Below are 24,374 nucleotides of genomic sequence, written 5' to 3' on the forward strand. Positions count from 1 at the left end.
TTAAAGTTATTAAATTTAATGAGCATGACCGCCACCACCTTGACTTTTTGTCAAATGGCTTTGAATGTAATAAGCACCGTCTAGGGCAATTTTTGCGTCTTTATCTATCTTTTGTAATAAATCAATTTTTACGAAACCGAGTTGCGAAGCACCTTCTTTGACTTCAATTCTTTTAAAATGCATTTCGGCATCACTTGAATCATTTTTTTCTAAAATAAAGATAAACGATTTACCGTCCGCTTTTACAACGGCATCTAAAGGTAATGCAAAAAGAGCATTCGCACCAAGGTCAATTAACGCATTAACGTACATTCCTGAAATTAATTGTTCGTTTTTATTATCAATTTCTGCATGAACAGCAACGGCTTTGGTGTCGTTTTCAAATGCTTTTCCAATATTAAAGATTGTTCCCTCTACTTCATTTTGGTTTTGATTCGTCAAGATGAAACGCACTTTCTGTCCTTTTTTTATTTTATATAAATCCTTTTCGTATACCAACAAATCCACGTGTAACTTAGAATTATCGACAATATTAAGCATTGAAGTTCCCGCTGAAATAGCACTTCCAATACGAATATGTATTTCGGTAACATAACCACTAATTGGCGCCAAAACAGGGACAGTTGCAGATGCATTTTCAGATAAATTAATGTTGAGCAAAGCCAATTGTCTTTTTAAAGAAGCATATCTTGCTTGTTCCATTTCATAGTCTGACTTTGCTTTTTCATACGTTTTCTTAGCATTTACCGCCTGTTCGTTCAAGGTTTTCTGGCGTTCATAATCTAGCTTTAAAAAAGCTAAATTGCTTTTAGAAAGCAAGTAGGCTTCTTTTAATTTTGCAAACTCGGGACTTTCCATAGTAGCTAATACTTGCCCTTTTCGTACTTTATCGCCTTCTTCCACAAAAATATTTTTGACTATTCCGCTTGAATGTACCGAAACATCGGCCTGATTTTGCGGTGGAAGTTTGGTATAACCGTTAGAGGAAACCACTTCGTTCAAATTCTTTTTTGAAAAAGTACCTAACTCAATTCCAGCCGCTTCAAATTGTGCTTGATTTAAGTGTACTTCATCGGCATCGGTATGACTTTCTTCCTGAGCTTCCAGGTGGTCATGAACTTCTTCATGGTTGTTATTCAATTGAATGTAAATAAGTAGTCCTACTACAATTACAATCAGAATACTTATATATAAAGTTGACTTTTTCATTTTTATTGATTGGTTAAATAATGTAGATTAATTACATTTTGATTGTATTTATAAACAGATTCGTTGGCGTTCAAACGAATTTTAAAGGCGGTTTCAATGCTGTTCACATATTCGATATAGGATATTGCTCCATTTTTATAACTCAAATCGGCGTTCAAATTGATTTCTTTCGCGTTTGGCAATGCCACCGTTTTGTAGTATTCCATCAAAGATTTTGCAGTTGCAATTTGCTTCGTTTCTTGGTCAAAACTGGCTTGAATTTGACTCAACATAAAAGAATTATTTTTCTCTTCAACTTCTGTTTGAATTTTCGCCGCTTTCGCTTTTGAAATCGAGCTTCCTGCAAAAACAGGTACGGCAATTCCCACAGAAAAGCCACTAAAGTTCAAATCAGAATTGTGGAACGTTCCCGGATTGTCTGCCACTTCTGAACCGGTATTCGATTGCATGAAGTAACCCACTGAAAACTCAGGGTATAAAAAGGCTTTCTGTAATTTGTGGTTGGCTTTTGCCAAATTAATTTGAGCTTCCGAATTGCGAATATTCAAATTTTCATTGACTGAAGCTTTCGAAGGGTCAAAAGACAATACGACTAATTCTTTTTCAGCTGTTGAAAAGTATTCGTCACTTTGCATCAACTGGGCTAATTTGCTTTTCTCAATTTCCACCAAAGCCTTATTTTTCTTGATTTGTTGTTCCAATTCCATTTGTTTAACTACTGCAATATTTTTTTCCAACGCATTCGTTTCACCAGTATTGTATCGAACGGTTGCCGCATTCGTAAATTTCAACAGAATCTCATTTTGTTCATTAAGCACTTTTGTTTGGGATTGGTAAAACAATAAACTGTTCCAAGATTGTCGAATAGAGAACACCAAATTTTGTTTGGCTTTCGCCAAATCAATTTGACTAACGGCATTATTCAAATTCAGGACTTTTTTTCTAGCGCCAATTTCAAAGAGATTAAAAGCCTGACTCACCTCGAAGTTTTTATCATTGTTTGTAGAATTCAGTTGTCCAAACGTTCCATTAAACTCCATTTTTGGGAGTTCCCATCCCGATTTTGTCAAGACTTCTGTTTTTTGTGTTTGTAAACTTGCCGACTGGATTTGCAGGTTGTTTTTCAATCCCAATTCAATTGCTTGTTCTAGCGTTAAACTTTGACTTTCTTGAGCTTGTGTAAAAGTCGTTGCAGAAATAAAAATCAGTAGGGCAGTAGCAGTTCGATTCATTTTGAATGATTTTTTAAAGCCGGTTTCTAAATAATAATATAAAATTGGCAAAACGATTAATGTCAAAAGTGTCGCCGTTAATAAACCACCAATTACTACCGTTGCTAATGGTTTTTGCACTTCAGCTCCTGCAGAAGTACTTAATGCCATTGGTAAAAATCCGAGTGAAGCTACCGCAGCCGTTATAATAATAGGACGTAAACGCGTTTTGGTTCCCATCTTGATTCGCGTAACTAAATCCGTAACTCCTTCTGCTTTTAATTGGTTTAAATAGCCAATCAAAACAATTCCATTCAATACAGCAACACCAAATAAAGCAATAAACCCGACTCCAGCTGAAATACTAAACGGCATGTCTCTTAGCCACAAAGCGAAGATACCGCCAATAGCTGAAAGTGGAATTGCCGTAAAAATCAATAACGATTGTCTGATAGAATTAAAGGTAAAATACAATAAAATTAATATTAATCCCAACGCCATCGGTACCGCAACCAGTAAACGATTACTTGCTTGAATTAAATTTTCAAATTGACCACCATAGGTTACATAGTATCCGTCAGGTAGTTCTAATTCTTTATCTAATTTGGCTTGAATTTCCTCAACAACTGTTTGTACATCGCTGTCTCTGACGTTAAATCCAACAACAATTCGGCGTTTTCCTTCCTCTCTTGAAATTTGCATCGGTCCGTTTTCCATTTTAATATCGGCCACTTGAATTAGTGGAATTTGATTTCCAGAAGGCAATGAAATAAACAACTGTTCTAAATTGTTCAAATCTTGTCGGCTTGAATTTTCTAATCGAACCACCAAATCAAAGCGCCGTTCTCCTTCATAAACCACGCCTGCTTTTTCGCCAGCAAAGCCCATTTTTATCACGCGGTTCAACTCGCTTACTTTTAATCCGTAAGCTGCCATTTTATTCGAATTGTATCTAATCGTAATTTGGGGTAAACCCGCCACACGTTCCAGTTCAGCATCAGTAACTCCAGCAACACCGCTAATTTTCTTGAGAACTTCTTCGCCTTTATTTACAAGCAAGTCAATATCGTCGCCAAAAATCTTTATGGCGACATCACTTCGTACACCCGTCATCAATTCGTTGAAACGCATTTGTATGGGTTGCGAAAATTCGGTGGTAACTCCAGGAAGGTCTTGAAGCGTTTTCTCCATTTTAGCGGTAAGTTCTTCTTTGGTTTTTGCCGAAGTCCATTCGCTTTTATCTTTCAAAATAATCATCATATCTGCCGCTTCCATTGGCATCGGGTCGGTTGGAATCTCAGACGAACCAATTTTTGATACAATCATCTTTATCTCAGGAAATTTAGCTTTCAACAACTTTTCTGCTTTTGTGGTCGTTTCAATTTCTTGTGATAGTGAACTTCCCGAAGCAATAATAATATGAGTTGCAATATCTCCTTCGTCTAAATTTGGTATAAATTCTCCTCCCAAATTTGAAAAAAATAGTAGAGAAATCGCAAACAACCCAAAAGAAATTGCAATAATTAATCCTTTAATTTCTAAAGCTTTGTCTAAAATAGGTTGGTAAAAACTGTTCAATTTATCAATGATTTTATCACTAAAATTCCGTTTTCGGTCGATGGTTTTGCTTAAAACCACTGAAGTCATCATTGGGACGTAGGTAAGTGACAACAGGAATGCACCTAGAATTGCAAAGGAAACGGTTTGTGCCATTGGTCCGAACATTTTTCCTTCAATCCCTACTAAGGCGAGAATTGGTAAATACACAATTAAGATAATAATTTCACCAAAAGCGGCACTTGTTCTAATTTTTGAAGCACCTTGATAGACTTCCTCATTCATTTCGGAAGCAGATAGATTTGTTTTCTTGCCCAATTTAAGTCGGTGGATGATGGCTTCCACAATAATAATCGCACCATCCACAATTAACCCGAAGTCTATTGCACCAAGACTCATTAAGTTTCCGCTTACGCCAAAAAGTTTCATCATCGAAATCGCAAATAACAACGACAACGGAATCACGGATGCAACTACCAATCCCGCACGCCAGTTTCCTAATAATAAAACCAATACGAAAACTACGATTAAAGCGCCTTCAATTAGGTTTTTTTCAACCGTACTAATGGTTCGGTCTACTAGCATAGACCGGTCTAGAAAGGCCGTTATTGCAACACCTTCCGGTAGAGATTTCTTGATTTGCTCCATTTTCTCCTTGACGCGTTTTGTTACTTCGCCACCATTTTCACCCTTGAGCATCATGACCATTCCAGAAACATCTTCGCCTTCGCCGTCTTTCGTTACAGCACCATAACGCGTACTGCTTCCTATTTGTACTTTGGCTACGTCACGAATAAGTATCGGAATCCCATTATTCGATTTTACTACTATTTTTTCAATATCACTAATACTCTTGACCATTCCAATTCCACGTATGAAGTAAGCGTATGGTTTTTTGTCAATATAAGCGCCACCTGTATTTTCGTTATTTTGCGAAAGCGCCTCAAATATCTCCGTCACCGACGTATTCATGCTGTTCAATCGGTTGGGTTGAATGGCAATTTCGTACTGTTTCAAATGACCGCCAAGAGTATTTACTTCTGCAATTCCTTTGATTCCCATCAGTTGGGGTTTGATTATCCAATCCTGAATGGTTCGTAATTCTGTAGGGTCAAATTCCTTTTCAAAACCTTTTTTGGGGTGAATGATGTATTGGTATATTTCACCCAAACCTGTAGAAACGGGAGCCATTTCAGGTGTACCTAAGTCAGGTGGAATCGAATTTTGAGCTTCTAACAAACGTTCGGCGACTTGGGTTCGAGCCCAATAAATATCTACGTTTTCTTCAAAAACAAGCGTAATAACACTTAATCCAAATTTACTTACAGAACGGAGTTCCACAGTTTTTGGAATTGTTTTGAGCGATTGTTCAATTGGATACGTAATGAATTGTTCAATTTCTTGCGTTGCAAGTGTAGGAGAGCTGGTAATAATTTGCACCTGATTATTGGTAATATCAGGCAAGGCATCTATGGGCAAGTTGATAGCAGAATAACTACCCACGAGGATTAATGCTACTGTAAATAGTCCAATAATAAACTTATTATTGATGCTAAAATGAATGATTTTATCTAACATTTAGAAAGTATAAGAAAAGTAAAACAAAAGTAAAGTACCTCATTTGGTTCAGAAAGCACAAAGTTTCTGCTCAAAAAAAGGTTGTTTTAGTTCATTATACGAGTTGGGGCGGTTGCCAAATGCTACCAGAATAGCTGTCGCTTAAATTAGAAACGTAGAAGGATTCCTTTAAAGGTATGGATTGAAAGGGGATGGGAAAATCAATAGTAACGGTTACAGCGTAGTTCAACATTTGAACCCCACAACAATTACAGACACAAAATGGGGGACAGGCATGTCTTTCCTCATCGTGAGAATGCCCGTCGTGGTTATGTGCAATTTCTACAGCATTTGAAGTGGTAAAAGTTGCATCCGAGTCCGTACAAGGATAAAACGATACCATAATGATATACAAAGCTAATAGAAACTGTTTCCATTTCATGTTACAATGATAGGAAATTTATTATAAAACAGGAAGTATTAATTCCTTTATTTTATTCTTATACTTCAAACTTAAGGAGATATTGCAGCTTCAATTTGAGAATAAATTGGTTTTTCAAAGCAAGTTAATGATGATACTTAGATTTTAGCAGAAAGACATAAAAAGCTTGACGTCGAATGCTGTACAATATATTAACAGCAAATTAGTGCGGTAAGCCGTTAATAAAAGAATGTTTTTTTAGTAACTTCGCAAAAAATATTTAGAGTAATGAAAAAATTAGTACTAATTCTCTTATTGTTCACTGCATTTGTTAGCTGTAAAGATGAAAAGCCTAAGAATGGCAAGTTTCGCATTGTAACTACCACCTCTATGATTACAGATTTGGTTCAAAACATTGGTGGCGAGATGGTAAATGTAGAAGGACTTATGGGTGCTGGAGTGGACCCACACTTATATAAAGCAAGTGAGGGCGATGTTTCCAAGCTTTCTAATGCCGACATGATTATTTATAACGGTCTGCACTTAGAAGGCAAGTTAGTGGAAGTTTTTGAAAATATGCAACGTCAAAACATCAATACGGTAGCTATATCTGACGCATTGGACAAAAAAGATTTGATAGGTTCAACCCATTTTGCTTCCAATTATGACCCGCACATTTGGTTTAACGTAACTAATTGGGAACTTATAACAGTTTATGTTGCTGAAGAACTTTCAAAAGCAATGCCGGAACATGTAGCTGTTTTTAAAGCAAATGCCGACAACTATTTACAGAAACTGAAGACTTTAAAAGAAGAACTTAATACTGAAATTGCCACGCTTCCCGAAAATCAACGTCGTTTAGTAACGGCTCACGATGCATTCAGTTATTTTGGTAAAGAATTCAAATTTGACGTGGTAGGTTTACAAGGTTTATCAACAGCTACTGAAGCTGGTGTCCAAGATGTACAGAAAACTGCCGCTTATATTATTGAACACAAAGTGAAAGCCGTTTTTATTGAAAGTTCTGTTCCTAAACGTACTGTGGAGGCTTTAAAGGCTGCTGTAAATTCTAAAAACCACGAAGTAGTTATTGGCGGGACGTTGTTCTCAGATGCCTTGGGTAATCCTGGAACTCCCGAAGGTACCTACATCGGAATGTTCAAGTTTAATGTTCACACCATTGTAACCTCTTTAAAATAATGGAAAAGATAGCCGTAAAAGTGGATGATTTAACTGTAGCTTATAATTACAAGCCTGTTCTTTGGGACATTGATTTACAGATTCCTGAAGGGGTGTTGATGGCTATTGTTGGACCAAATGGTGCTGGAAAGTCTACGTTAATTAAAGCCATCTTAGGCATTCTCAAACCCATTGCCGGTAGCGTTACTATCTTTGGCAAGCCCTATGATTCACAGCGAAAAAAGGTAGCTTATGTACCCCAAAAAGGAAGTGTCGACTGGGATTTTCCTACTACGGCTTTGGATGTAGTTATGATGGGAACTTACGGTAGCTTGGGATGGATCAAACGTCCTGGACTTAAAGAAAAGAAACTCGCACTAGAAGCTCTTGAAAAAGTAGGTATGCTTTCCTTTCAAGGAAGGCAAATTAGTCAGTTATCAGGAGGGCAACAACAGCGTATTTTCTTAGCCCGTGCTTTAGTTCAAGACGCTTCTATCTACTTTATGGACGAACCATTTCAAGGCGTGGATGCTACTACAGAAGTCGCCATAATCAACATATTAAAGGAGTTACGTAAGGCCGGGAAGACCGTTGTAGTGGTGCACCATGATTTGCAAACTGTACCCGAATATTTTGATTGGGTAACCTTTTTGAACGTAAAAAAAATAGCGACCGGACCTGTTAAAGATATTTTCAACGACGATAATTTGACCAAAACCTACGGAATCAATTACAAAGTAAGCATTCAGAAATAATTTATGGACGTATTTGATTACATAAAATTACTTTCTAGCGATTATACCTTGCGAACCATCACATTGGGAACAGCTGTGCTTGGTGCAGTTACCGGTATGTTAGGTAGTTTTGCTGTTTTGCGCAAACAAAGTTTACTAGGTGATGCTATTTCTCATGCAGCATTGCCCGGAATTGCCTTAGCCTTCCTACTTACAGGTTCAAAAGATACTAATGTATTATTGATAGGAGCTTTAATTAGCGGACTTATCGGAACCTTTTGGATTAGAGGTATTATTACGAAAACGCATTTAAAATCAGATACGGCTTTGGGTCTTATACTGTCTCTTTTCTTCGGATTTGGAATGTTGCTACTCACATTTATTCAAAAACAACCCAATGCCAATCAAGCAGGTTTAGATAAATATTTGTTTGGTCAAGCCGCCACTTTAGTGGAAAGTGATGTATGGTTGATGACTATTGTTACTGCATTGTGCTTGGGTGTCCTATTACTATTTTGGAAAGAGTTTAAAATCTTACTTTTTGATAAAGAGTATGCCCAAACTCTCGGATTCAATACTAAGTTCATCGATATATTAATAACAAGCTTTATCGTACTTGCCATTGTTATGGGACTTCAAACCGTAGGAGTGGTCTTAATGAGTGCGATGCTTTTAGCTCCTGCTGCAGCTGCACGACAGTGGACCAATAGTTTGGGATTAATGGTATTTCTCTCAGCAATTATTGGCGCATTTGCAGGTGTTTTTGGTACAGCTATTAGTTCAACTCAAAACAATTTATCTACAGGACCCGTAATTGTGTTGGTGGCTTCGGTATTCGTGCTTTTTTCTTTTATATTCTCTCCAAGTCGCGGCATTTTGTTTCGCCAACTGCGTTTGCTTCGAAACCGCAATGATTTAGAGTTGCAGAAAACATTGGCATTCATGCACAACATCGTTCAAGACCACGAGGATATTTCACATCCACACGTGGTTAAAATACTAAATAACTTCCAGGGCTACAGCCGTAAAGGACTCCAAAAGTTGGTTGACAAAAACTATGTAACCGTACAAGGTGATATGTGGAGCCTGACTCCCGAAGGTTTTACAGCCGCTAACAATTTGTACAATCAAAACCTAAAAGATGACTAGTGCTCAATTTGAAATCCAACTCATCGCAAGTTTAGTAGCTATAGCTTGTGCTATTCCTGGTACATTTTTGGTCCTTCGAAAGATGGCCATGATAAGTGATGCTATTAGTCATTCTATTTTGCCAGGAATTGTGGTAGGTTTTTTTATTACGCAGAACTTAAACTCACCTTGGCTTATTCTCTTTGCCGCATTAACAGGGGTTTTGACGGTTGTTTTGGTAGAGAAAATCCAACAAACTAAATTGGTAAAAGAAGATACGGCTATCGGCTTAGTATTTCCAGCGCTTTTTAGTATTGGTGTAATTATGATTGCCAAATTCGCTAACGATGTACATCTTGATATTGACGCGGTACTATTAGGCGAATTAGCATTCACACCGTTCGACAGGGTTTATTTTGGTGATACAGACATGGGACCTAAAGCTCTAATGGTAATCGGTTGTATCTTATTGATTACATTATTGCTTTTATTTGCTTTTTTCAAAGAATTAAAATTAAGCACTTTTGATGCGGGATTGGCAACTTCCTTAGGCTTTTCTCCCGCAATTTTACATTATGGTTTGATGAGTGTAGCCTCAGTAACCACTGTAGGTGCTTTTGATGCTGTAGGTGCGATTCTCGTAGTCGCTTTAATGATTGCACCAGCCGCTTCAGCTTATTTACTGACAAACGACTTAAAAAAGATGATTGCACTTGCGTGTACATTTGGAGTTTTTAGCGCTATTTCGGGCTATTGGTTGGCACATAGTTTAGACGCGTCAATTGCAGGAAGTATTGCTACAATGTTAGGAATCGTGTTTTTAATGGTTTATTTATTTGCACCAAGTAAAGGACTAATAGCCGTTTTGTATCGGGAGAAACAGCAACGTATTGAGGTATTCTTGATTACTTTTTTACTTCACCTTAAAAACCACAAAGAGGTTGAAGAACGTCATGTAAAACACCTGAACGAACACATCAATTGGCAAAAGGTACGCAGCAATACGGTGCTTCAACTAGCACTTAAAAACAACATGATTAGTATTTCTAACCAAGTAGTCTCGCTAACTGAAAAAGGGGATGCATTTACTACCCAAGCGATTGATTATATTTTGACCAATGAAGACGGGTTAATTGAAGATATGAAAGACGATTTCTTCCTCTTTAGAGGCTAAAGTAATTCCACGTTCTTGAATAAAACCCAGAATTATTACGGCATTTTTTGGTGATGCTTTCTGCTCTATCTACCTACATCAAAGCTTCGATGAGACTTCAGTTCGCCCTAGTGAACCACTTAACTTTGAGGTAGATGCAAAAAATAACGAATACTTCATTACAAAATATTCGTTATTTAAATATATACAGACAAACTTCTTTCTACTTTATTTGGTATTTATAGCCAGTGTAAGTAAGAAAAAACTTTCTGTCATGGACAAGACACGATGCGTAATATTAGGTTGCAAAGTAATCATTTCACCTTGTTCTAAAACGGCACTTTCTTGTTCAGTGCTAAATTTTATTTTTCCTTGAATTACTTGAACACTGATAATACCATTGGCTTTGTGCGATTTCAATTCAGCTCCCGAGTGAAAACCCAGTAACATAATTTGCATGGTTTCCGACTTGAAAATAACAGCTGCATTTCGGTCGCCTTCCGTCCAGTTCTTTCCTTTTTTTAATTGGGAAATGTGTTTTTGCAAATTTAGCGTTACTAACGGCGGATGCACCTCCTGAGTTTCTTTTTGTCGAGGCGTTGATTCGTCCACCTTTACATTTTCAGTAGTCAGTGGTTTTGTATGCGTGTTAGTTTCTAAACGGGCAATCAACTTAATCGTAGCTTCATTTGAAGAAAGTCCGTAGCCGTCCACTAAAGTTCCTTTTAAACCAAATTTTGGCGACGAAATCGCATACAATATCGATTGATCATCTGGATCTGAAATTCCTTCAAAACGGTAAACTTTGTCAATCTGAAAATCGTCTGGCGATAAAGTGTCATTCGTCTGACGGCATACAATGCATTCTTCATGCACGTTGAAGTCATGAATATAGCCTATAGCCGTTAATCCATTTATGGTTTCTGATAGGGTACCGAAGCTTTCTTTGAGAGGTGTTGTGTTCATTCTTTAAAGATACGGAATTATATTGGAAAACTAGAAGAGCTACACTACTTCATTTCGATTCAATATCGCGTAAAACTTTTCGAGACAATAAATGAATTAAATAAAGCAATTCTTGGTCTTCTATTTCTTATACGGTTTTTAAAAAAAGTTATATGACTTAAAAGAGAAAACCCATAACATTAGGAAGTAAACACTAAAAAATATAATGGACCTGTAATCCACCGTAATAATTTCTAGGGTTTCCGGGATAATAATACCTTGGTAATTGACCTCCAAAGCCCACCGCATTTGTTAGGATACTAGAGGCATACTTTTCATCAAAAACATTATTGATACCGCCATAAATAGTCAATTTTAAATTATCAAGTAGGGTGATAGGGTAGCTTGCTTTTAAGTTGACCAATTGATAGTTCTCACTATAAAGGGAATTAGCGTCGTCTAAAGGAATTCTTCCCACGCTTCGGAAAGTAACCCAAAATGCAGCACAACTTTCACTTACTACGTCAACGCCCAGATTCATGGTGTATTCAGGGACACCCGGTAACTTATTTCCAGAAAAGTCTTTGTCATTTGTGGTAAATGCTTCAAATTCGAAGAAGTTAAATGCAGTACTTAAATAGGGTTTGATTGAAATCCCATTCGCAGTGCGAAAATGATAACTGCTCAAGAACTCAATACCATTGTGGTTTGTTTTTCCTGCATTTATTCCTATGTACTGATCTTCGGCGGTACGTTGCGCCACTAGAAGATTGTCAATCTGAATAGAATAGACCGATAATTCTGTATATAACGTATTACGTAGCCAATTTCCCTTAAAACCGATTTCGTAATTGATGCCCATCTCTGGCTTCAAGTCCGTATTTATTTGTCCTTCAGGAGTCAGTGTCTCTGCAACTGTTGGTGTAGAAAATCCTTGGCTCACCGATACATACACATTTTTTCCTGTTGCAATCTGATAACTGGTGCCGATTCTTGGCGAAAAAACCGTTTCAAAACGATAATTTCCCGTTTGATTTACTTCATCGCCGTCAAATAAATCGGTCAAGCTGTAACGAGTGGTGTTGACATTAAAACCTACTTCAAAATTCCATTTTTTAGTAAAATGCAAATGAATTTGTCCAAAAAAATTGGCATAACTTCTGTCTTGTTCATTATTACTCAATCCTACGCCTTGTAGGCTACCTTGATTGGGAACTTCTTCGTATAAATTTTCATAGGTTGCTGTACTGTAATATTCTTTATAATATCCAGCACCGAAACTAGCGTCGCTAGGCACTTTCAAAATATCAGTAGTTAAATTAAAAAGAGTTCGAGCACCTATAGACGTTGTATTTTCTTTCAATATATCAAAAGGACGTGGTTCATAAGCGTCCCTAAAACTGACAAAAACACTGGTACTATTAGTAAAATTTTCAATAATTTTATTTGAATAAGAAGCGCCTAAAAGACCTCGGTCGTACGATTCATAGCCTTGTGCTTTTTTCCATGTAAATGCAGCTGCCTCCGGATTATTCATGAAATCAGTGGCATTTATCGAGCTTGGAATAAAGGCTTTAAGACGTGTCAAATTGGCCAGATAACTTATTTTTCCTGTTTTCCCTGCCTCAAAGTTGCCACTTACTAAAGCGGATCTTCTAGTATAGCTCCCATTTTCACGATAACCATCACTCGTCAGCCTCGTAAAAGCAGCATTGATAGATGATTTCGCAGTACTATACGAAGCGATTGCCACATGCTTTTGCGTATTGAAACTACCTAATTGAGTGCTTAATTCTGCCTGAGTTCCTTCACTTACATTTTTTTTTGAATATAAATGAATGGCACCTCCCAAACCTGCACCATATCTACTAGAAGTGGGACCTTTAGTGATTTCTATTTCCTCTATGGTTTCTTGGTCAAAGTCATCCAATGTAAGTTCTCCTTCGGCAGAAGTCAAGGGAATTCCGTCAAAATACGCCTGAATGCGATTCGTGCTGTATTGCGAACGCGCACCAATTCCCCTAATATTGATTTTGTTGGTATTTAAAGCACCTTGATTGACATAAATGCCGGGTACGTTATTAAAACTTTCTAAAACATTTGTGCCATCCGTTCTGCTAAAATCATCGGAGTTTACTATATTTATAGCAGTTGCTTCTTTTTGTAAAATAATGGGGTTCAATGCGCTTTGTACAATTACCTCAGACAATACTTCAGGTGCAGGAGCGATGTAAATGAGTTGTATTAAGCTGTTCTTGTCCACCTCAAATGAAATCGTTTCAAACCCGAAAGCCTGCACGTTATACGTTCCTGACAGTGCTTCTTGATTTAAAATGAAGGTACCGTTCTTAGCAGTTACTGCTATTAAAACAAGATCTTTATAAACATGAGCGTTTGATACTGGTTTTTTAGTGGTGGCATGTAGCACTTTAAATTGTTTTTGTTGTGCAAATAGCGTTCCACAGCAAAGCAGTAAAAGGTAGGATAAAAGTTGTATTTTCAAAAGTTTAGTTTTTAAGAGCTGAAACTTTCCAGATGATTCCTGAATCGTCGTCACATACCAGCAAATCGCCTTCTTGTGTTACACTGATTCCTACAGGCCTTCCGTAGACTTTGCTTTGTGCTTCATCAGCAAGAAAACCCGTTAGGAAGTCTTCGGGCTGTCCTGGGTTTCCTTTTTCATCAAAGGGAACAAACACTACTTTATAGCCTGAAAAAGTAGCTCTATTCCACGAACCGTGTTGGCCTACAAAAGCACCATTTCTATACTTTTTAGGGAATTTAACTGCCGTATAAAACGCAAGTCCTAGTGAAGCCGTATGAGGTCCTGTAGGTACATCTGGCATAATAGCTTGTTCTACTAAACTAGTATGCGGGTCGTCTTCCCAACGCGGATCCTTAATTTGTCCATAATAGGAGTAAGGCCAGCCATACCAGCCGCCTTCTTTAACACTTGTCAGATAATCGGGAACTAGATTATTGCCTATTTCATCCCGCTCGTTTACGGCTGTCCAAAGCGCACCAGTTACTGGATTCCAATCCATTCCTACGGGATTTCTCAAACCACTTGCATATATTTTCTCACTACTCCCGTCGGGGTTAATTTCAAGAATTCCAGCACGTCGTACTTCCTTGTCCATGCCATATTCCCCAACATTACTCGCAGAACCTACCGAGACGTATATTTTAGTCCCTTCTTTATTGGCTAGTAAATTTCTAGTCCAATGGTTGTTGTAGCCGCCGGCGGGTAAATCCAGAATTTTGGTTCCTTTAGTATCAATTCGTGTAGCGCCTTTTTTATAAGGATATCTGTAAAGCCCATCGGTATTGGCTACATAGAAGTAATTGTTTAAAACCAACATTCCAAAAGGCTGGTTTAGATTTTCTAAAAATACGGTCTGTTCGTTCGCTCTCCCATCTCCGTTTGTGTCCCGTAATAGAGTAATACGATTGGCACTTCGTTTTGTATTGGATTCTACAGCAAAAATGTCGCCATTTGGCGCTACATACGTACTTCGAGGATGCTCTAAGTTTTCTGCAAATTTAACAACTTCAAAGCCCGCGGGTGCTTGTGGTTTGTTAATTCCCCACGGAATTACTTTGCTCTCTTTTACAATCGATTCGGAGGAATAAGGCGCCACTAAACGCAACGTCCCAATAGCAGTTTGCACCACATCAGCCGAACGACTGGCTAACTCGGCTTTTCTCTCTTCACTTAGTTTTGTATTTACTTGGGCGGCCATTTCTAAAGTAGAAAGGAACACGAGTCCCAAGGTTACGAGGGTAGTACTTTTCATCATCGCTTTTGTGTTTTTTTTCTTAAAATTAATTCTAATATGATAAGCACAAAAACAAAAAGCATGAATTAGGTTTACTTTAACACAAACAAATAGCCCGGACAGTTATCAGATAACAAAGTGTTTACACAAGTGTTGCTATCGAATCCTATTGTCAGTATTTGAAAATGGGCTTTAGTAATTACCGTCTTGCCGAGCTTCCTCCACCACCTAAAATACCCAAACCGAGTATGAAACCCAACCAGTAGGTCACACCTGTATTGTGTTCGGCATAAATCCCAACATTTTTACCAATCAATTTACCAATAACCGAAAATACTATAATGATTCCATGCCACAGTCCTTCCAGAAATCCGGAACTGTGTTTCGTATAGCCTTGTGGAGCACAGGATATTAAAGTTGCGATGCAGCATATTATTAGGACTACCTTTATGAGTTTGTTTGTTTTCATGCTATTTGTATCTTATTAATCATAATATTTCTAATTTTTTTTAAATTAAATCAAATTCAAAAATGACTAAGCTGTTTTCGTATATAAATACTGCTGAAACTCTACAAATAACTTACTGATATCCGCTACATTTCCTAATGCTATTTTTGCATCTTCTAGTGAATGGTATTTATTTGTCAGCAATACTGGTAATTTTTCTTGATCCAATTCCTCAACACCGGTTTCAATGTATTTGCTCAATACAAATGCTATGAATTCTTTTTGTTTATCGTCTAATAAAGTGAAAATCGTAGCCTGTGCCGCTGCTACTCGTGCTTCGCGTGTAATGGGTTTTATTTCGCCATTGAACACATATTCTAATACATCGAACAAATCGCTGTTCTCGGCTTCAAATAACTTTTGTAAAATAGCCAACTCATCTTTTCCAAAACCTGCTTCGTTTAGCTTTTCTAGAAGCGTTCGGCGGGTAGTAGGATTACTCCATAAAATCCTTAATTCTTCTTCGCTTTTAAATAAATTGGGTAGTTCACCAAACAAATTATTTAAAAACTGTTCAGCAGAAATAGGCTGACCATCCGCACTCCAATACGATGTGGAACTCATCGACTGTATTTCACGGGCTTTTCCGTCTCTTAATTTTATTTTAGTCCTGGTGCGTTTCGGACATTTACAATAGTTCTCACCGCATACTGCACAAGGCTCTTTAGGCTCTTTTGCACACATGCAAGGTACTTGATTACAATCTGGACAAGGTTGTGGAATTGGTTTAGGAATATCCGCACAGTTGCAAACTATTTGTCCACATACTTCACATGCTAATGCATCGCCATCCCATTCAGGATCTGCAAAGTGATGATAGGCGTTCACAAAGTCATAAATGGTAAAAAAGTCTTTACCATCAAATAACCGTGTGCCGCGTCCTACAATTTGTTTGAATTCAATCATCGACTTCACTGGTCGCATCAGCACAATATTTCTAATGTTTCTGGCATCGACTCCGGTAGATAGTTTCTGCGAAGTGGTCAGTATGGTAGGAATTGTTTTTTCATTGTCTTGAAACTCTCTCAAAAACTGTTCGCCTATCGCACCATCATTGGCAGTGACACGAACGCAGTAATGGGGGTTGGTGCTTTTACTGTATTGATTGACCAAATCCCGAACAACTGCTGCATGCTCTTGTGTAGCACAAAAGATAATTGCTTTTTCGTTGGGTTTGGCATCGTCCAAGTAGAGTTGTACCCTTTTCGCTTCCCGTTCTTTAATTTCTATAATCGTGTTGAAATCTTTTTCAACATAGGTTTTTCCTTTCTCGATGTCGCCTTCTATGATATCGTCGTCATCTGTGTAGATGTATTCGTCAAGGGTGGTTTGAATGCGTTTGACTTTAAAGGGCGTCAAAAAACCATCGTTAATTCCGTCTTTAAGCGAATACACATATACCGGCTCGCCAAAGTACTTGTACGTATCTACATTATCCTTTCGTTTAGGTGTAGCGGTCAAACCCAACTGAACAGCAGGGGCAAAGTAGTCCAGAATTCCTCTCCAGTTTCCTTCGTCATTGGCACCGCCACGGTGGCATTCATCTATAATAATAAAATCAAAAAAGTCAGGGGGATATTGCCCAAAGTGAGGTACCGGGTTGCCGTCTTCATCTGTACCGCTCATAAAACTCTGAAAGATGGTAAAGAAGATACTGCCGTTAGTAGGCACTTTTCCTTTTTTACTTATTTCTTTTGGTTTGATGCGTATCAAGGCGTCTTCTTGAAACGAAGAAAAGGCATTAAAGGCTTAATCGGCTAGTATGTTCCGGTCTGCTAAAAATAATATTCGGGGACGTCTTGCCTTATAATTGTGTTGAGCCGACAGATTCCAGCGGGTTTGAAACAACTTCCACGAAATTTGAAAAGCAATCGCTGTTTTTCCTGTTCCTGTAGCAAGGGTCAGTAAAATGCGGTTTTTGCCTGTAGCAATGGCTTCTAATGTAGCGTTTACTGCCAACTCCTGATAAAACCGAGGCGTCCACGTACCACTTTTGTCCTCAAAAGGAACTGATGCAAACTGTTCCCGCCATTCGTTTTGTACCGCAAATGTTTTGTTCCAAAGTGCTTCTGGCGAAAGAAAATCAGTAACCAGACCTTCCTTGCCCGTTTGCATACAAATGCTGTATATTTCCTTACCGTTAGTGCTGTAGCTGGTTTGCAACTCCATTTTAGCCGCGTATAGTTTGGCTTGTGCCACACCTTCGCCCACTTCTAGGTCGTCACTTTTAGCTTCTATTACTGCTAGTTTAATGCCTTTGTAAACCAGTATATAATCGGCACAAAGCCTTTTAGACCGCACCCCGCCGGTTTTTATAGTACCGGCCGTGATGTTGTATTCCCTTAGAATTTTAGCATCCTCCACAACTCCCCATCCACAGGCTTGTAACTTGGGGTCTATTAGTTGGGCTCTTGTATCGGCTTCGTTCATATTATATCTGGATTTTCGTTAAATATACGACTAAAATCAATTGCTACATATCTTTGAAATTGCGGAAGTACATGTTCCTTTTCTATTTTTGAATTAACGCCATTTAATTTTAATGAACGCTTACCTATATTTATTCCACTTTTATTTTGTCTTGCCTCTTTTATAAATTCGCTTGATGAGAGAATCCAAATAGTATCCATACTTTCAGAATAAAAAACAAACCAATAGTTTTTTCTATATTCATGTTTTAATGCAGCAAATAAACCTCCATTACCAAACTTGACATGTTTAGAACGTGCCTTTATTTGTATTTCTACAAATGAACCGTCTGGTTTTTTTATGACAGCGTCTATTGCATCATCATCCACCATCGGCAAAAAAACATCCAAACCTTCTTTTAGCATTAAGCCAATAACATAGTATTCTATGCGTTTTCCAAATGCTGCAGCATGTCTAAAACTCTTATTTATTATTTCTTCATCCATACTGCTTTTACTTCTTATATTTTTAATTCCCCGCTAAATGCTTTTTGCAATATTGATTTCTTTAATTCTTCTAAATCATCTATTTTTTTAAGATAAGTATTTTTCAAGTGTTTTATTTCTTTTGAGAATGCTTCTATGTTTTTTACAATAGACTCTTGTATGCTCAAGGATTTTGGATAAGGAATAGATAATAAAGAAAGGGAAACTTGATTTAAACTTTTAATACCTACCCCATTTCCTCCATCAACTAATATTTTTCTTGTAGATGGAATTTTTAAAAAATGACATAAATAAACAGAATTAATATTTTTTGTATTTAATCTAATTCTAATGGTAAAACCTGAATGAGAAACTTTCTCTTTTACGTCATCTGCTAATAATGTTCTTCCAATTAATTGTGGATTACCATTAGAACGAACTGTAATAATATCTCCTTTTTGAAGTAAATCTAATTCATTTATTTTTCCATCCAAAATAGCTGAATCAAGAGTTTTGTAAGGAACCCAAAAGCTATTTTGAAAATCTCTAACACCAACAATCTTTACTTTTTCTCCTTTACTACTTTTAGTGTAATTTATTCCATTTCTAAAGTCAGCTAATTCTCCTAAAGTTTTCTCTTCCCAATCCCCATCTTTATTCTCAAACACCCCTTGCAAATAACTCTCAAAAAGCTCCTTCGCATTTTTAAGGTTTTCTTCTGCATTGGCTTTAGCTTTATCTATGGCGGTAAAGGCTTTGTCTAAAACTTTTATAATTTGTTCCTGTTGACAAATAGAAGGAATAGGTATTTTTAAATCATTTAATTGTGATAATGATAGGTTTTGTTGTGCAGCACCTCCACGAAGTTTTTCTATTTCATCCTGAATAAGGCTTGAATTAAAATATCTTGCTAAATAACTTACTAAAACGCTGGAATTTTCTTTTAATCTTATTATTGCTAAAGCTTGATTTGTATTAGCTGGAATAATTTCTTTTTTTACAATACCAATTCTTCCTAAAGCCCCTGCAATCGAAAAAAGGATGTCATCCTCTTTGAGTTGTGACCTCTTTAATACGTTATGACAATTCTCATCAATATAAGCAACCTTATTTGCAATTATCTCACCGGATGCAGTTAATGACTCAACTTTAATAAAATTTATGCCTTCATCAACAAATTTATGTCCTAGACTTGTAGGTGTAGTACCTTTTGTAACTAATTCACATAAATCACCTAATCTTTTTATCTCAATATTTTCACTCATATCAATTCCATAATTGAGTTCAAAATCTTTGCACTTTCTTTGTCCAATTCTTTCATCGCCGCTAAAATAGCTGCGGGCTCACGCAAAGCCGCTTCTTCTTTTTTATTGGGGTTTTTTGCAGAAAGGTCGTAGGTTTTTAGGTCAAGGTCTTTAATCGCTACACTCCAAGAGTTGTGGCTGTCGGCTTTTGTTTGTTGTAAGGCTACAAATTCTGCCAAATCTTTTTCGTTCAAGGCATTGGTTTTACCCAAGTTGCGGTCTAAATTGAGTTGGTAAAACCACACCTTCTCCGTAGCACTTCCTTTTTCAAAAAACAAGACTACGGTTTTCACTCCCGCACCAGTAAACGTACCACCGGGCAAGTCCAGTACGGTATGCAAGTTGCAACTCGATAGCAATTCTTTTCGCAACGCCACACTTGCATTGTCGGTATTGCTTAAAAACGTGTTTTTAATTACCACTGCCGCTTTACCGCCTGCTTTTAATATCTTGATAAAATGCTGTAAAAACAATGAAGCCGTTTCGCCTGTTTTAATCGGGAAATTCTGTTGTACTTCGGCACGTTCTTTTCCTCCAAACGGCGGATTGGCTAGGATTACATCATAACGGTCTTTTTCTTGTATGTCCGCCAGATTCTCTGCAAGGGTATTGGTATGAATGATATTTGGGGCTTCGACACCGTGCAAAATCATGTTCATAATACTGATGATGTAGGCCAATGATTTTTTTTCCTTGCCGTAAAACGTCTTTTTTTGTAAAGTCGTTACGTCTGATGTGGTTAATTCTTTGCTGTTGCTCAAATAGTCAAAAGCTTCTACAAGAAACCCCGCTGACCCTACGGCACCGTCATAAATGGTTTGTCCTATTACAGGAGCCACCACTTTTATAATGGTTTTTATCAACGGACGTGGGGTATAATATTCGCCCCCGTTACGTCCCGCATTACCCATATTCTTGATTTTGTCTTCATATAGGTGACTCATTTCGTGCTTTTCGGCATGCGTCCGGAACCGTAACTCGTCAATCCGACTGATTACTTCACGTAAATTATAACCACTTTGTATACGATTTTTCAACTCGCTGAAAATTTCTCCTATTTTATACTCAATGGTATCGGGACTTTCAGCATCTACCTTAAACTTTTTGAGGTAGGGGAAGAGCTCAATATTCACAAAGTCCGAAAGGTCGTCGCCTGTCAAGGCATTGTGGTCTATCTTGCCGTCGGGTAGTTTAGGAGCTGCCCAAGTATTCCATTGAAAAGCAGGCGCTATGATGCGTGTATAGGTTTTTCCAGTTAGCTCTGCTGCTGTAGCTTTGTCTTGTTCTAAATCGTCCAAGTATTTCAAGAACAGCACCCAAGAGGTTTGCTCTATGTAATCCAGCTCGCTGCCGCAACCGGCATCTTTGTGTAATATGTCGTCTATGTTTTTAAAAGTCTGTTCGAACATGGTGTTTTCTGTAAAGTGTAGTGGGGTGTTAAATTAATGCTGTTTTAATCAGCACTGGTCAAATATATAACTTTCATTTCAAATGTTATGGAGGATCTTTGTCGTGTAGTTATAATTGATTGTAAAAGAGTTACTTATTTTTTTATCTAAAAAAATATAACCTCAATAATCAAAATTATTGAGGTTATAAATAATATTAAAGATTTTATTTTAATCTTGATTACCTGGTGCTGCAGATTCGGTAGTTGTAATAGCGTTAAAACTAACATTAATGCCGAGCCCCACCCATAAATTTCCGTTGTGTACCCAATCAACATCTCTGTCACTTCTGCTTAAATTGTCAAAACCAACAAATATTCCAATATTTGCAAATTTAGAAGGCTTAATTACCATTCCACCAGAGACAGTAAAAGCAGAAGCTGTCCTCGACTCTGTTACAAGGCTATTATCAGAGTTAAGATTAACTCCGGTCAAACCGATTCCCAATGATAAGTCAAACCAAGAACTATCCATTCGTTGTGTACCTAAACCTAGCACAATATTTGCTTGTAGAGATAAACTGGATTCAAAATCAAAGTTATTTCCTGATCCTCTTAACCTAAAAGGCACTGTATATACTCCAACCGTTGTGCCTTTGTAGTACGAATAAAGAGGAGATGTTATTTTTTTAAAAATTTCTGCTGGTAATTCAAATACACTATCATTATAGGGTTTGAGTTTTGCATTTTCTTCATTTTGTTCTAAAGTTAAAGGGTTTTTATCAGTCCCTTCACTAAGAGTATACTTCCAGTATTTGATATATACTTTTTTTAAATCATCAGATTGACCGACCACCGTTATTTTACTGTTTTTTATAATTTCAATCGGGGCTTTCTGGTCTTTAACTGTCATATTGGATTGATTAGTTATAATATTTTCATCAAAGATATAACTACCTTTTTTTATTTCTGTTTGAGCATTTAAATTTAATCCTAAGAGAATAATTGCTAAAAATAAAATTTGTTTCATATTTAATCGATTTTATTGGTTTACATTATATTTGTTTTAAGTATAGAAATTATTTAAATGTATTAAATATTATTCATAATTTTAATAATACTCTATGAATTTATATTGTTTTTCCTTTAAACCATTATATTTCTTCATGAAAGGCATTCCCGAGTCTAAAAATATAATACTCATAAACGGCAATCTTCAGAGTTTTTACATACCAGTAGCACATTACTTTCAGTACCGATATCAGACCTAAATACTAATTTATAAAATTTAATTTTCCATCCACCGGCATTATCAAAATATATACATCTACGCTACTACATAGTAAATCACCAGACAAAGTAACATTCGCATTAACTGCATTACGAGGAACTAAATTAAAAAAAAACGTTGAATAAAATTGCAAATCATAATCTATCATCTAAAAGCAAAATTTAATAAAAAAACCCCAAAGACCTAAATCTCTGAGGTTTTAAACCTTACCATTCCACAGCATTACAGCAATGTAAACTTGCCCAAGTGCTGGCTTGTAGAGTTACTTTTTCCATCTTCCGCAGCCATGAAAGCATAAACGTGTACATCAGTACCTGCAAGATAGGCGGGAAGGTTGAGCTTTGCTTCTACGTCTATTCTTTCGGCCGCGTTCAGGAAGAACTCATAATCGCCAGAGTCCACCTCTACAACTACCACCATCAATTGGTCTGACGGCAAAGTACCTGCTTGATCAGAATTGTTAATCCAAGTTAAGTCCAATTGCGCTCCCGCAGAAGCAACGCATACTAAGTTTTGTGGTGCTAACAAGCTGCCTTTAGCATACACCAATTTGTCGTAAAGTACGGTTGCTACACCGTTCACATACCCAATAGCGTTTACTAAATGATATGCAACCGCTAGATTAAACCTCGATTTCACTCCCGTTGGTGCTCCAAAATAATCCGATAGAATCATCTTTGCCGGCGTTAAAAATGAAATTGCTTTTGCAAACTTCGTTCGCTGCATAATTTGAAGCAAACTTGCTGGTTTGTTACTTTTTCTTGGACGACTACGCATCACATTGTGCCCTCTAAAACTAGAGCCTACTACGGAGCCAACCAAACCTGAAAAGGCTCCTAAAATACCGTTGTTGTAAATTCCCATGATAATTAATTTAATGGGTTAATAATTTTGATTTCCAAGCCCTTATGAGGTGATGGTGAAGCAAATGTAAATCAAAAAACAACACGCTGAAATTGTGGTTGAATAAAGAAGATTTTGCTTGCAAATACACTATAAAAACTACTTATAAAAGCGTCTAAACGGCTTTGAACGGTATTGACCACTTGTACGCATTTTAGCCATCAATTGTTCGACCTTTGTTCGAGGTTTGTTCGTCGTTTGTTTATCTAAAAGGACTTTTGCTTGGAGAAAGGACGCACAAAGCTCGGAAGAAGCTGCTATCATAGTGCTGTAGCGGTACGGGCGAAATAAGGGCATAAAAAAACCCATTCTGGTATAGAACGGGTTGCTTTACACGTGGCGTAAAAAGTGGCTGAGAAATTATTCGTCACGAATTTTCATCATCCGTTCGATAACTTCTCTTGGATAATAATACTTTGAGCCCACTTTGCGGAATTTTAATATTTTTGCATTACGCCATCGGTAGATGGTAGAGTACGAAATCTTGAAGATGATTTCAATTTCTGTATTGTCATAATACAGTTTTGACAAATCGGTGTTGATGCCTACTTGCATGCCACCCTTTCTTTTTGTTATTTCCATCGTATATTTAATTTATATGGTTACGAATTTCTAAATGCGATTATACCTGTTGCAGCTATTAATACTACCTGCTATCAGCAATAATTAATATCAAATGTATAGAATATTATAATACGATTTACAAAAATAGAAACTTTAACACTTTGCAGGTTAGTGTATTAGGTTTTGTAATACTGTAAAGTACTGTAAATACTGGAAAAATGGTGGAATTGCTTTCTCATAAAAAAACCTTTCGGTACTTAAAAAACGGAAAGGTTTGGGGTATAACGGGTTGTGTTTTTACTGATACAATGTGAAATTTGGGTTTTTATCCTTTAAAAATAATTGAATCAGTCGGTTTTCGCTACAATCGTTCTGATGATTTCATCTTTAGTCAGCACACCAGATTGGCGCCAAAGCTGCTTTCCGTTTTGGAACAATAACATCGTAGGAACACCTTTGACGCGGTATTGCTCGGCGAGTTCTTTGTTTTTGTCCACATCAATTTTCAAGATGGTCACGCGGTCGCCCATATTTTTCTTTACGTCTGTTAGTACGGGCATTAACATTTGGCACGGACCACACCAAGTGGCAAAGAAATCGACTAGTACAGGCGTGTCAGAATCGATCAGGTCTTTAAAATTACTCATATA

Annotated in this window: 18 protein-coding genes and 1 pseudogene; 4 read left to right on the plus strand and 15 right to left on the minus strand. The window is 37.2% G+C overall.

Going from position 1 to position 24,374, the window contains the following annotated elements:
• Nucleotides 1-15: 15 nt before the first annotated feature.
• From ACQ5J2_RS12295 to ACQ5J2_RS12305, 3 genes are all read right to left on the minus strand, one after another.
• Nucleotides 16-1,209: an efflux RND transporter periplasmic adaptor subunit gene (locus ACQ5J2_RS12295; RefSeq protein ID WP_432670763.1), complete on the minus strand. Its 1,194-nt coding sequence runs from the start codon at nt 1,207-1,209 to the stop codon at nt 16-18.
• Nucleotides 1,210-1,211: 2 nt separating this feature from the next.
• On the minus strand, nt 1,212-5,555 hold the full coding sequence (locus tag ACQ5J2_RS12300; RefSeq protein ID WP_432670764.1) for a CusA/CzcA family heavy metal efflux RND transporter: 4,344 nt from the start codon (nt 5,553-5,555) through the stop codon (nt 1,212-1,214).
• Between the two features lie 94 nt (nt 5,556-5,649).
• Nucleotides 5,650-5,976 (minus strand): DUF6660 family protein, encoded by a 327-nt coding sequence (locus tag ACQ5J2_RS12305; RefSeq protein WP_432670765.1) that lies wholly within the window; start codon nt 5,974-5,976, stop codon nt 5,650-5,652.
• A gap of 267 nt (nt 5,977-6,243) precedes the next feature.
• Between ACQ5J2_RS12305 and ACQ5J2_RS12310 the strand changes: the two genes are divergently transcribed.
• From ACQ5J2_RS12310 to ACQ5J2_RS12325, 4 genes are read left to right on the plus strand one after another with little or no spacing between them, the layout of a single operon-like run.
• A complete protein-coding gene (locus tag ACQ5J2_RS12310; protein ID WP_432670766.1) occupies nt 6,244-7,155 on the plus strand; it encodes a metal ABC transporter solute-binding protein, Zn/Mn family in 912 nt (303 codons plus the stop codon).
• Nucleotides 7,155-7,889, plus strand: a complete 735-nt coding sequence (locus ACQ5J2_RS12315) for a metal ABC transporter ATP-binding protein (protein ID WP_432670767.1) — start codon at nt 7,155-7,157, stop codon at nt 7,887-7,889. Before ACQ5J2_RS12310 ends, ACQ5J2_RS12315 begins: the two co-directional genes overlap by 1 nt.
• Before the next feature lie 3 nt (nt 7,890-7,892).
• A complete protein-coding gene (locus tag ACQ5J2_RS12320) occupies nt 7,893-9,017 on the plus strand; it encodes a metal ABC transporter permease (RefSeq protein ID WP_432670768.1) in 1,125 nt (374 codons plus the stop codon).
• Nucleotides 9,010-10,170 carry a metal ABC transporter permease gene (locus tag ACQ5J2_RS12325; RefSeq protein WP_432670769.1) on the plus strand — a complete coding sequence of 387 codons (1,161 nt, stop codon included), beginning with the start codon at nt 9,010-9,012 and terminating at the stop codon, nt 10,168-10,170. Before ACQ5J2_RS12320 ends, ACQ5J2_RS12325 begins: the two co-directional genes overlap by 8 nt.
• Nucleotides 10,171-10,377: 207 nt before the next feature.
• Here the strand turns inward: ACQ5J2_RS12325 and ACQ5J2_RS12330 are convergent, their stop codons facing one another.
• From ACQ5J2_RS12330 to trxA, 12 genes and pseudogenes are all read right to left on the minus strand, one after another.
• Nucleotides 10,378-11,115, minus strand: coding sequence for a cupin domain-containing protein (locus ACQ5J2_RS12330; RefSeq protein ID WP_432670770.1), 738 nt, complete (start codon nt 11,113-11,115; stop codon nt 10,378-10,380).
• A gap of 193 nt (nt 11,116-11,308) precedes the next feature.
• Nucleotides 11,309-13,597: a TonB-dependent receptor gene (locus ACQ5J2_RS12335; RefSeq protein ID WP_432670771.1), complete on the minus strand. Its 2,289-nt coding sequence runs from the start codon at nt 13,595-13,597 to the stop codon at nt 11,309-11,311.
• Nucleotides 13,598-13,601: 4 nt separating this feature from the next.
• Nucleotides 13,602-14,894 carry a PQQ-dependent sugar dehydrogenase gene (locus ACQ5J2_RS12340; RefSeq protein WP_432670772.1) on the minus strand — a complete coding sequence of 431 codons (1,293 nt, stop codon included), beginning with the start codon at nt 14,892-14,894 and terminating at the stop codon, nt 13,602-13,604.
• 178 nt (nt 14,895-15,072) lie between these two features.
• Nucleotides 15,073-15,342, minus strand: a complete 270-nt coding sequence (locus ACQ5J2_RS12345) for a hypothetical protein (RefSeq protein WP_432670773.1) — start codon at nt 15,340-15,342, stop codon at nt 15,073-15,075.
• 66 nt (nt 15,343-15,408) lie between these two features.
• Nucleotides 15,409-17,811 (minus strand): annotated as a pseudogene (gene hsdR / locus ACQ5J2_RS12350) (EcoAI/FtnUII family type I restriction enzme subunit R).
• Nucleotides 17,808-18,296: a hypothetical protein gene (locus tag ACQ5J2_RS12355; protein WP_432670774.1), complete on the minus strand. Its 489-nt coding sequence runs from the start codon at nt 18,294-18,296 to the stop codon at nt 17,808-17,810. The pseudogene hsdR and the gene ACQ5J2_RS12355 overlap by 4 nt, the downstream one beginning before the upstream one ends.
• 14 nt (nt 18,297-18,310) lie before the next feature.
• Nucleotides 18,311-19,540 (minus strand): restriction endonuclease subunit S, encoded by a 1,230-nt coding sequence (locus ACQ5J2_RS12360; protein ID WP_432670775.1) that lies wholly within the window; start codon nt 19,538-19,540, stop codon nt 18,311-18,313.
• Entirely contained in the window at nt 19,537-20,988 is a 1,452-nt protein-coding gene (locus ACQ5J2_RS12365) for an N-6 DNA methylase (RefSeq protein WP_432670776.1), read from the minus strand. The genes ACQ5J2_RS12360 and ACQ5J2_RS12365 overlap by 4 nt, the downstream gene beginning before the upstream one ends.
• A 210-nt stretch (nt 20,989-21,198) precedes the next feature.
• Nucleotides 21,199-21,996, minus strand: a complete 798-nt coding sequence (locus ACQ5J2_RS12370) for a hypothetical protein (RefSeq protein WP_432670777.1) — start codon at nt 21,994-21,996, stop codon at nt 21,199-21,201.
• A gap of 483 nt (nt 21,997-22,479) precedes the next feature.
• The gene (locus ACQ5J2_RS12375; RefSeq protein WP_432670778.1) at nt 22,480-23,121 is read right to left on the minus strand and encodes a DUF6266 family protein; all 642 of its coding nucleotides are present in this window, start codon (nt 23,119-23,121) and stop codon (nt 22,480-22,482) included.
• A gap of 399 nt (nt 23,122-23,520) precedes the next feature.
• Nucleotides 23,521-23,742, minus strand: coding sequence for a helix-turn-helix domain-containing protein (locus tag ACQ5J2_RS12380; RefSeq protein WP_432670779.1), 222 nt, complete (start codon nt 23,740-23,742; stop codon nt 23,521-23,523).
• 329 nt (nt 23,743-24,071) lie between these two features.
• Nucleotides 24,072-24,371: a thioredoxin gene (gene trxA / locus ACQ5J2_RS12385; protein WP_432670780.1), complete on the minus strand. Its 300-nt coding sequence runs from the start codon at nt 24,369-24,371 to the stop codon at nt 24,072-24,074.
• Nucleotides 24,372-24,374: the final 3 nt, after the last annotated feature.

The organism is Flavobacterium sp. SM2513, from assembly GCF_050908145.1.
Classification (GTDB): Bacteria; Bacteroidota; Bacteroidia; order Flavobacteriales; family Flavobacteriaceae; genus Flavobacterium.

What these genes read in the sequence shown, in the direction of transcription:
- ACQ5J2_RS12305 (WP_432670765.1), bottom strand. Translation starts at nt 5,976, where the DNA reads ATGAAATGGAAACAGTTTCTATTAGCTTTGTATATCATTATGGTATCG.
- trxA (WP_432670780.1), bottom strand. Translation starts at nt 24,371, where the DNA reads ATGAGTAATTTTAAAGACCTGATCGATTCTGACACGCCTGTACTAGTC.
- ACQ5J2_RS12310 (WP_432670766.1), top strand. Translation starts at nt 6,244, where the DNA reads ATGAAAAAATTAGTACTAATTCTCTTATTGTTCACTGCATTTGTTAGC.
- ACQ5J2_RS12360 (WP_432670775.1), bottom strand. Translation starts at nt 19,540, where the DNA reads ATGAGTGAAAATATTGAGATAAAAAGATTAGGTGATTTATGTGAATTA.
- ACQ5J2_RS12345 (WP_432670773.1), bottom strand. Translation starts at nt 15,342, where the DNA reads ATGAAAACAAACAAACTCATAAAGGTAGTCCTAATAATATGCTGCATC.
- ACQ5J2_RS12295 (WP_432670763.1), bottom strand. Translation starts at nt 1,209, where the DNA reads ATGAAAAAGTCAACTTTATATATAAGTATTCTGATTGTAATTGTAGTA.
- ACQ5J2_RS12365 (WP_432670776.1), bottom strand. Translation starts at nt 20,988, where the DNA reads ATGTTCGAACAGACTTTTAAAAACATAGACGACATATTACACAAAGAT.
- ACQ5J2_RS12330 (WP_432670770.1), bottom strand. Translation starts at nt 11,115, where the DNA reads ATGAACACAACACCTCTCAAAGAAAGCTTCGGTACCCTATCAGAAACC.
- ACQ5J2_RS12375 (WP_432670778.1), bottom strand. Translation starts at nt 23,121, where the DNA reads ATGGGAATTTACAACAACGGTATTTTAGGAGCCTTTTCAGGTTTGGTT.
- ACQ5J2_RS12380 (WP_432670779.1), bottom strand. Translation starts at nt 23,742, where the DNA reads ATGGAAATAACAAAAAGAAAGGGTGGCATGCAAGTAGGCATCAACACC.
- ACQ5J2_RS12320 (WP_432670768.1), top strand. Translation starts at nt 7,893, where the DNA reads ATGGACGTATTTGATTACATAAAATTACTTTCTAGCGATTATACCTTG.
- ACQ5J2_RS12300 (WP_432670764.1), bottom strand. Translation starts at nt 5,555, where the DNA reads ATGTTAGATAAAATCATTCATTTTAGCATCAATAATAAGTTTATTATT.
- ACQ5J2_RS12355 (WP_432670774.1), bottom strand. Translation starts at nt 18,296, where the DNA reads ATGGATGAAGAAATAATAAATAAGAGTTTTAGACATGCTGCAGCATTT.
- ACQ5J2_RS12315 (WP_432670767.1), top strand. Translation starts at nt 7,155, where the DNA reads ATGGAAAAGATAGCCGTAAAAGTGGATGATTTAACTGTAGCTTATAAT.
- ACQ5J2_RS12340 (WP_432670772.1), bottom strand. Translation starts at nt 14,894, where the DNA reads ATGATGAAAAGTACTACCCTCGTAACCTTGGGACTCGTGTTCCTTTCT.
- ACQ5J2_RS12370 (WP_432670777.1), bottom strand. Translation starts at nt 21,996, where the DNA reads ATGAAACAAATTTTATTTTTAGCAATTATTCTCTTAGGATTAAATTTA.
- ACQ5J2_RS12325 (WP_432670769.1), top strand. Translation starts at nt 9,010, where the DNA reads ATGACTAGTGCTCAATTTGAAATCCAACTCATCGCAAGTTTAGTAGCT.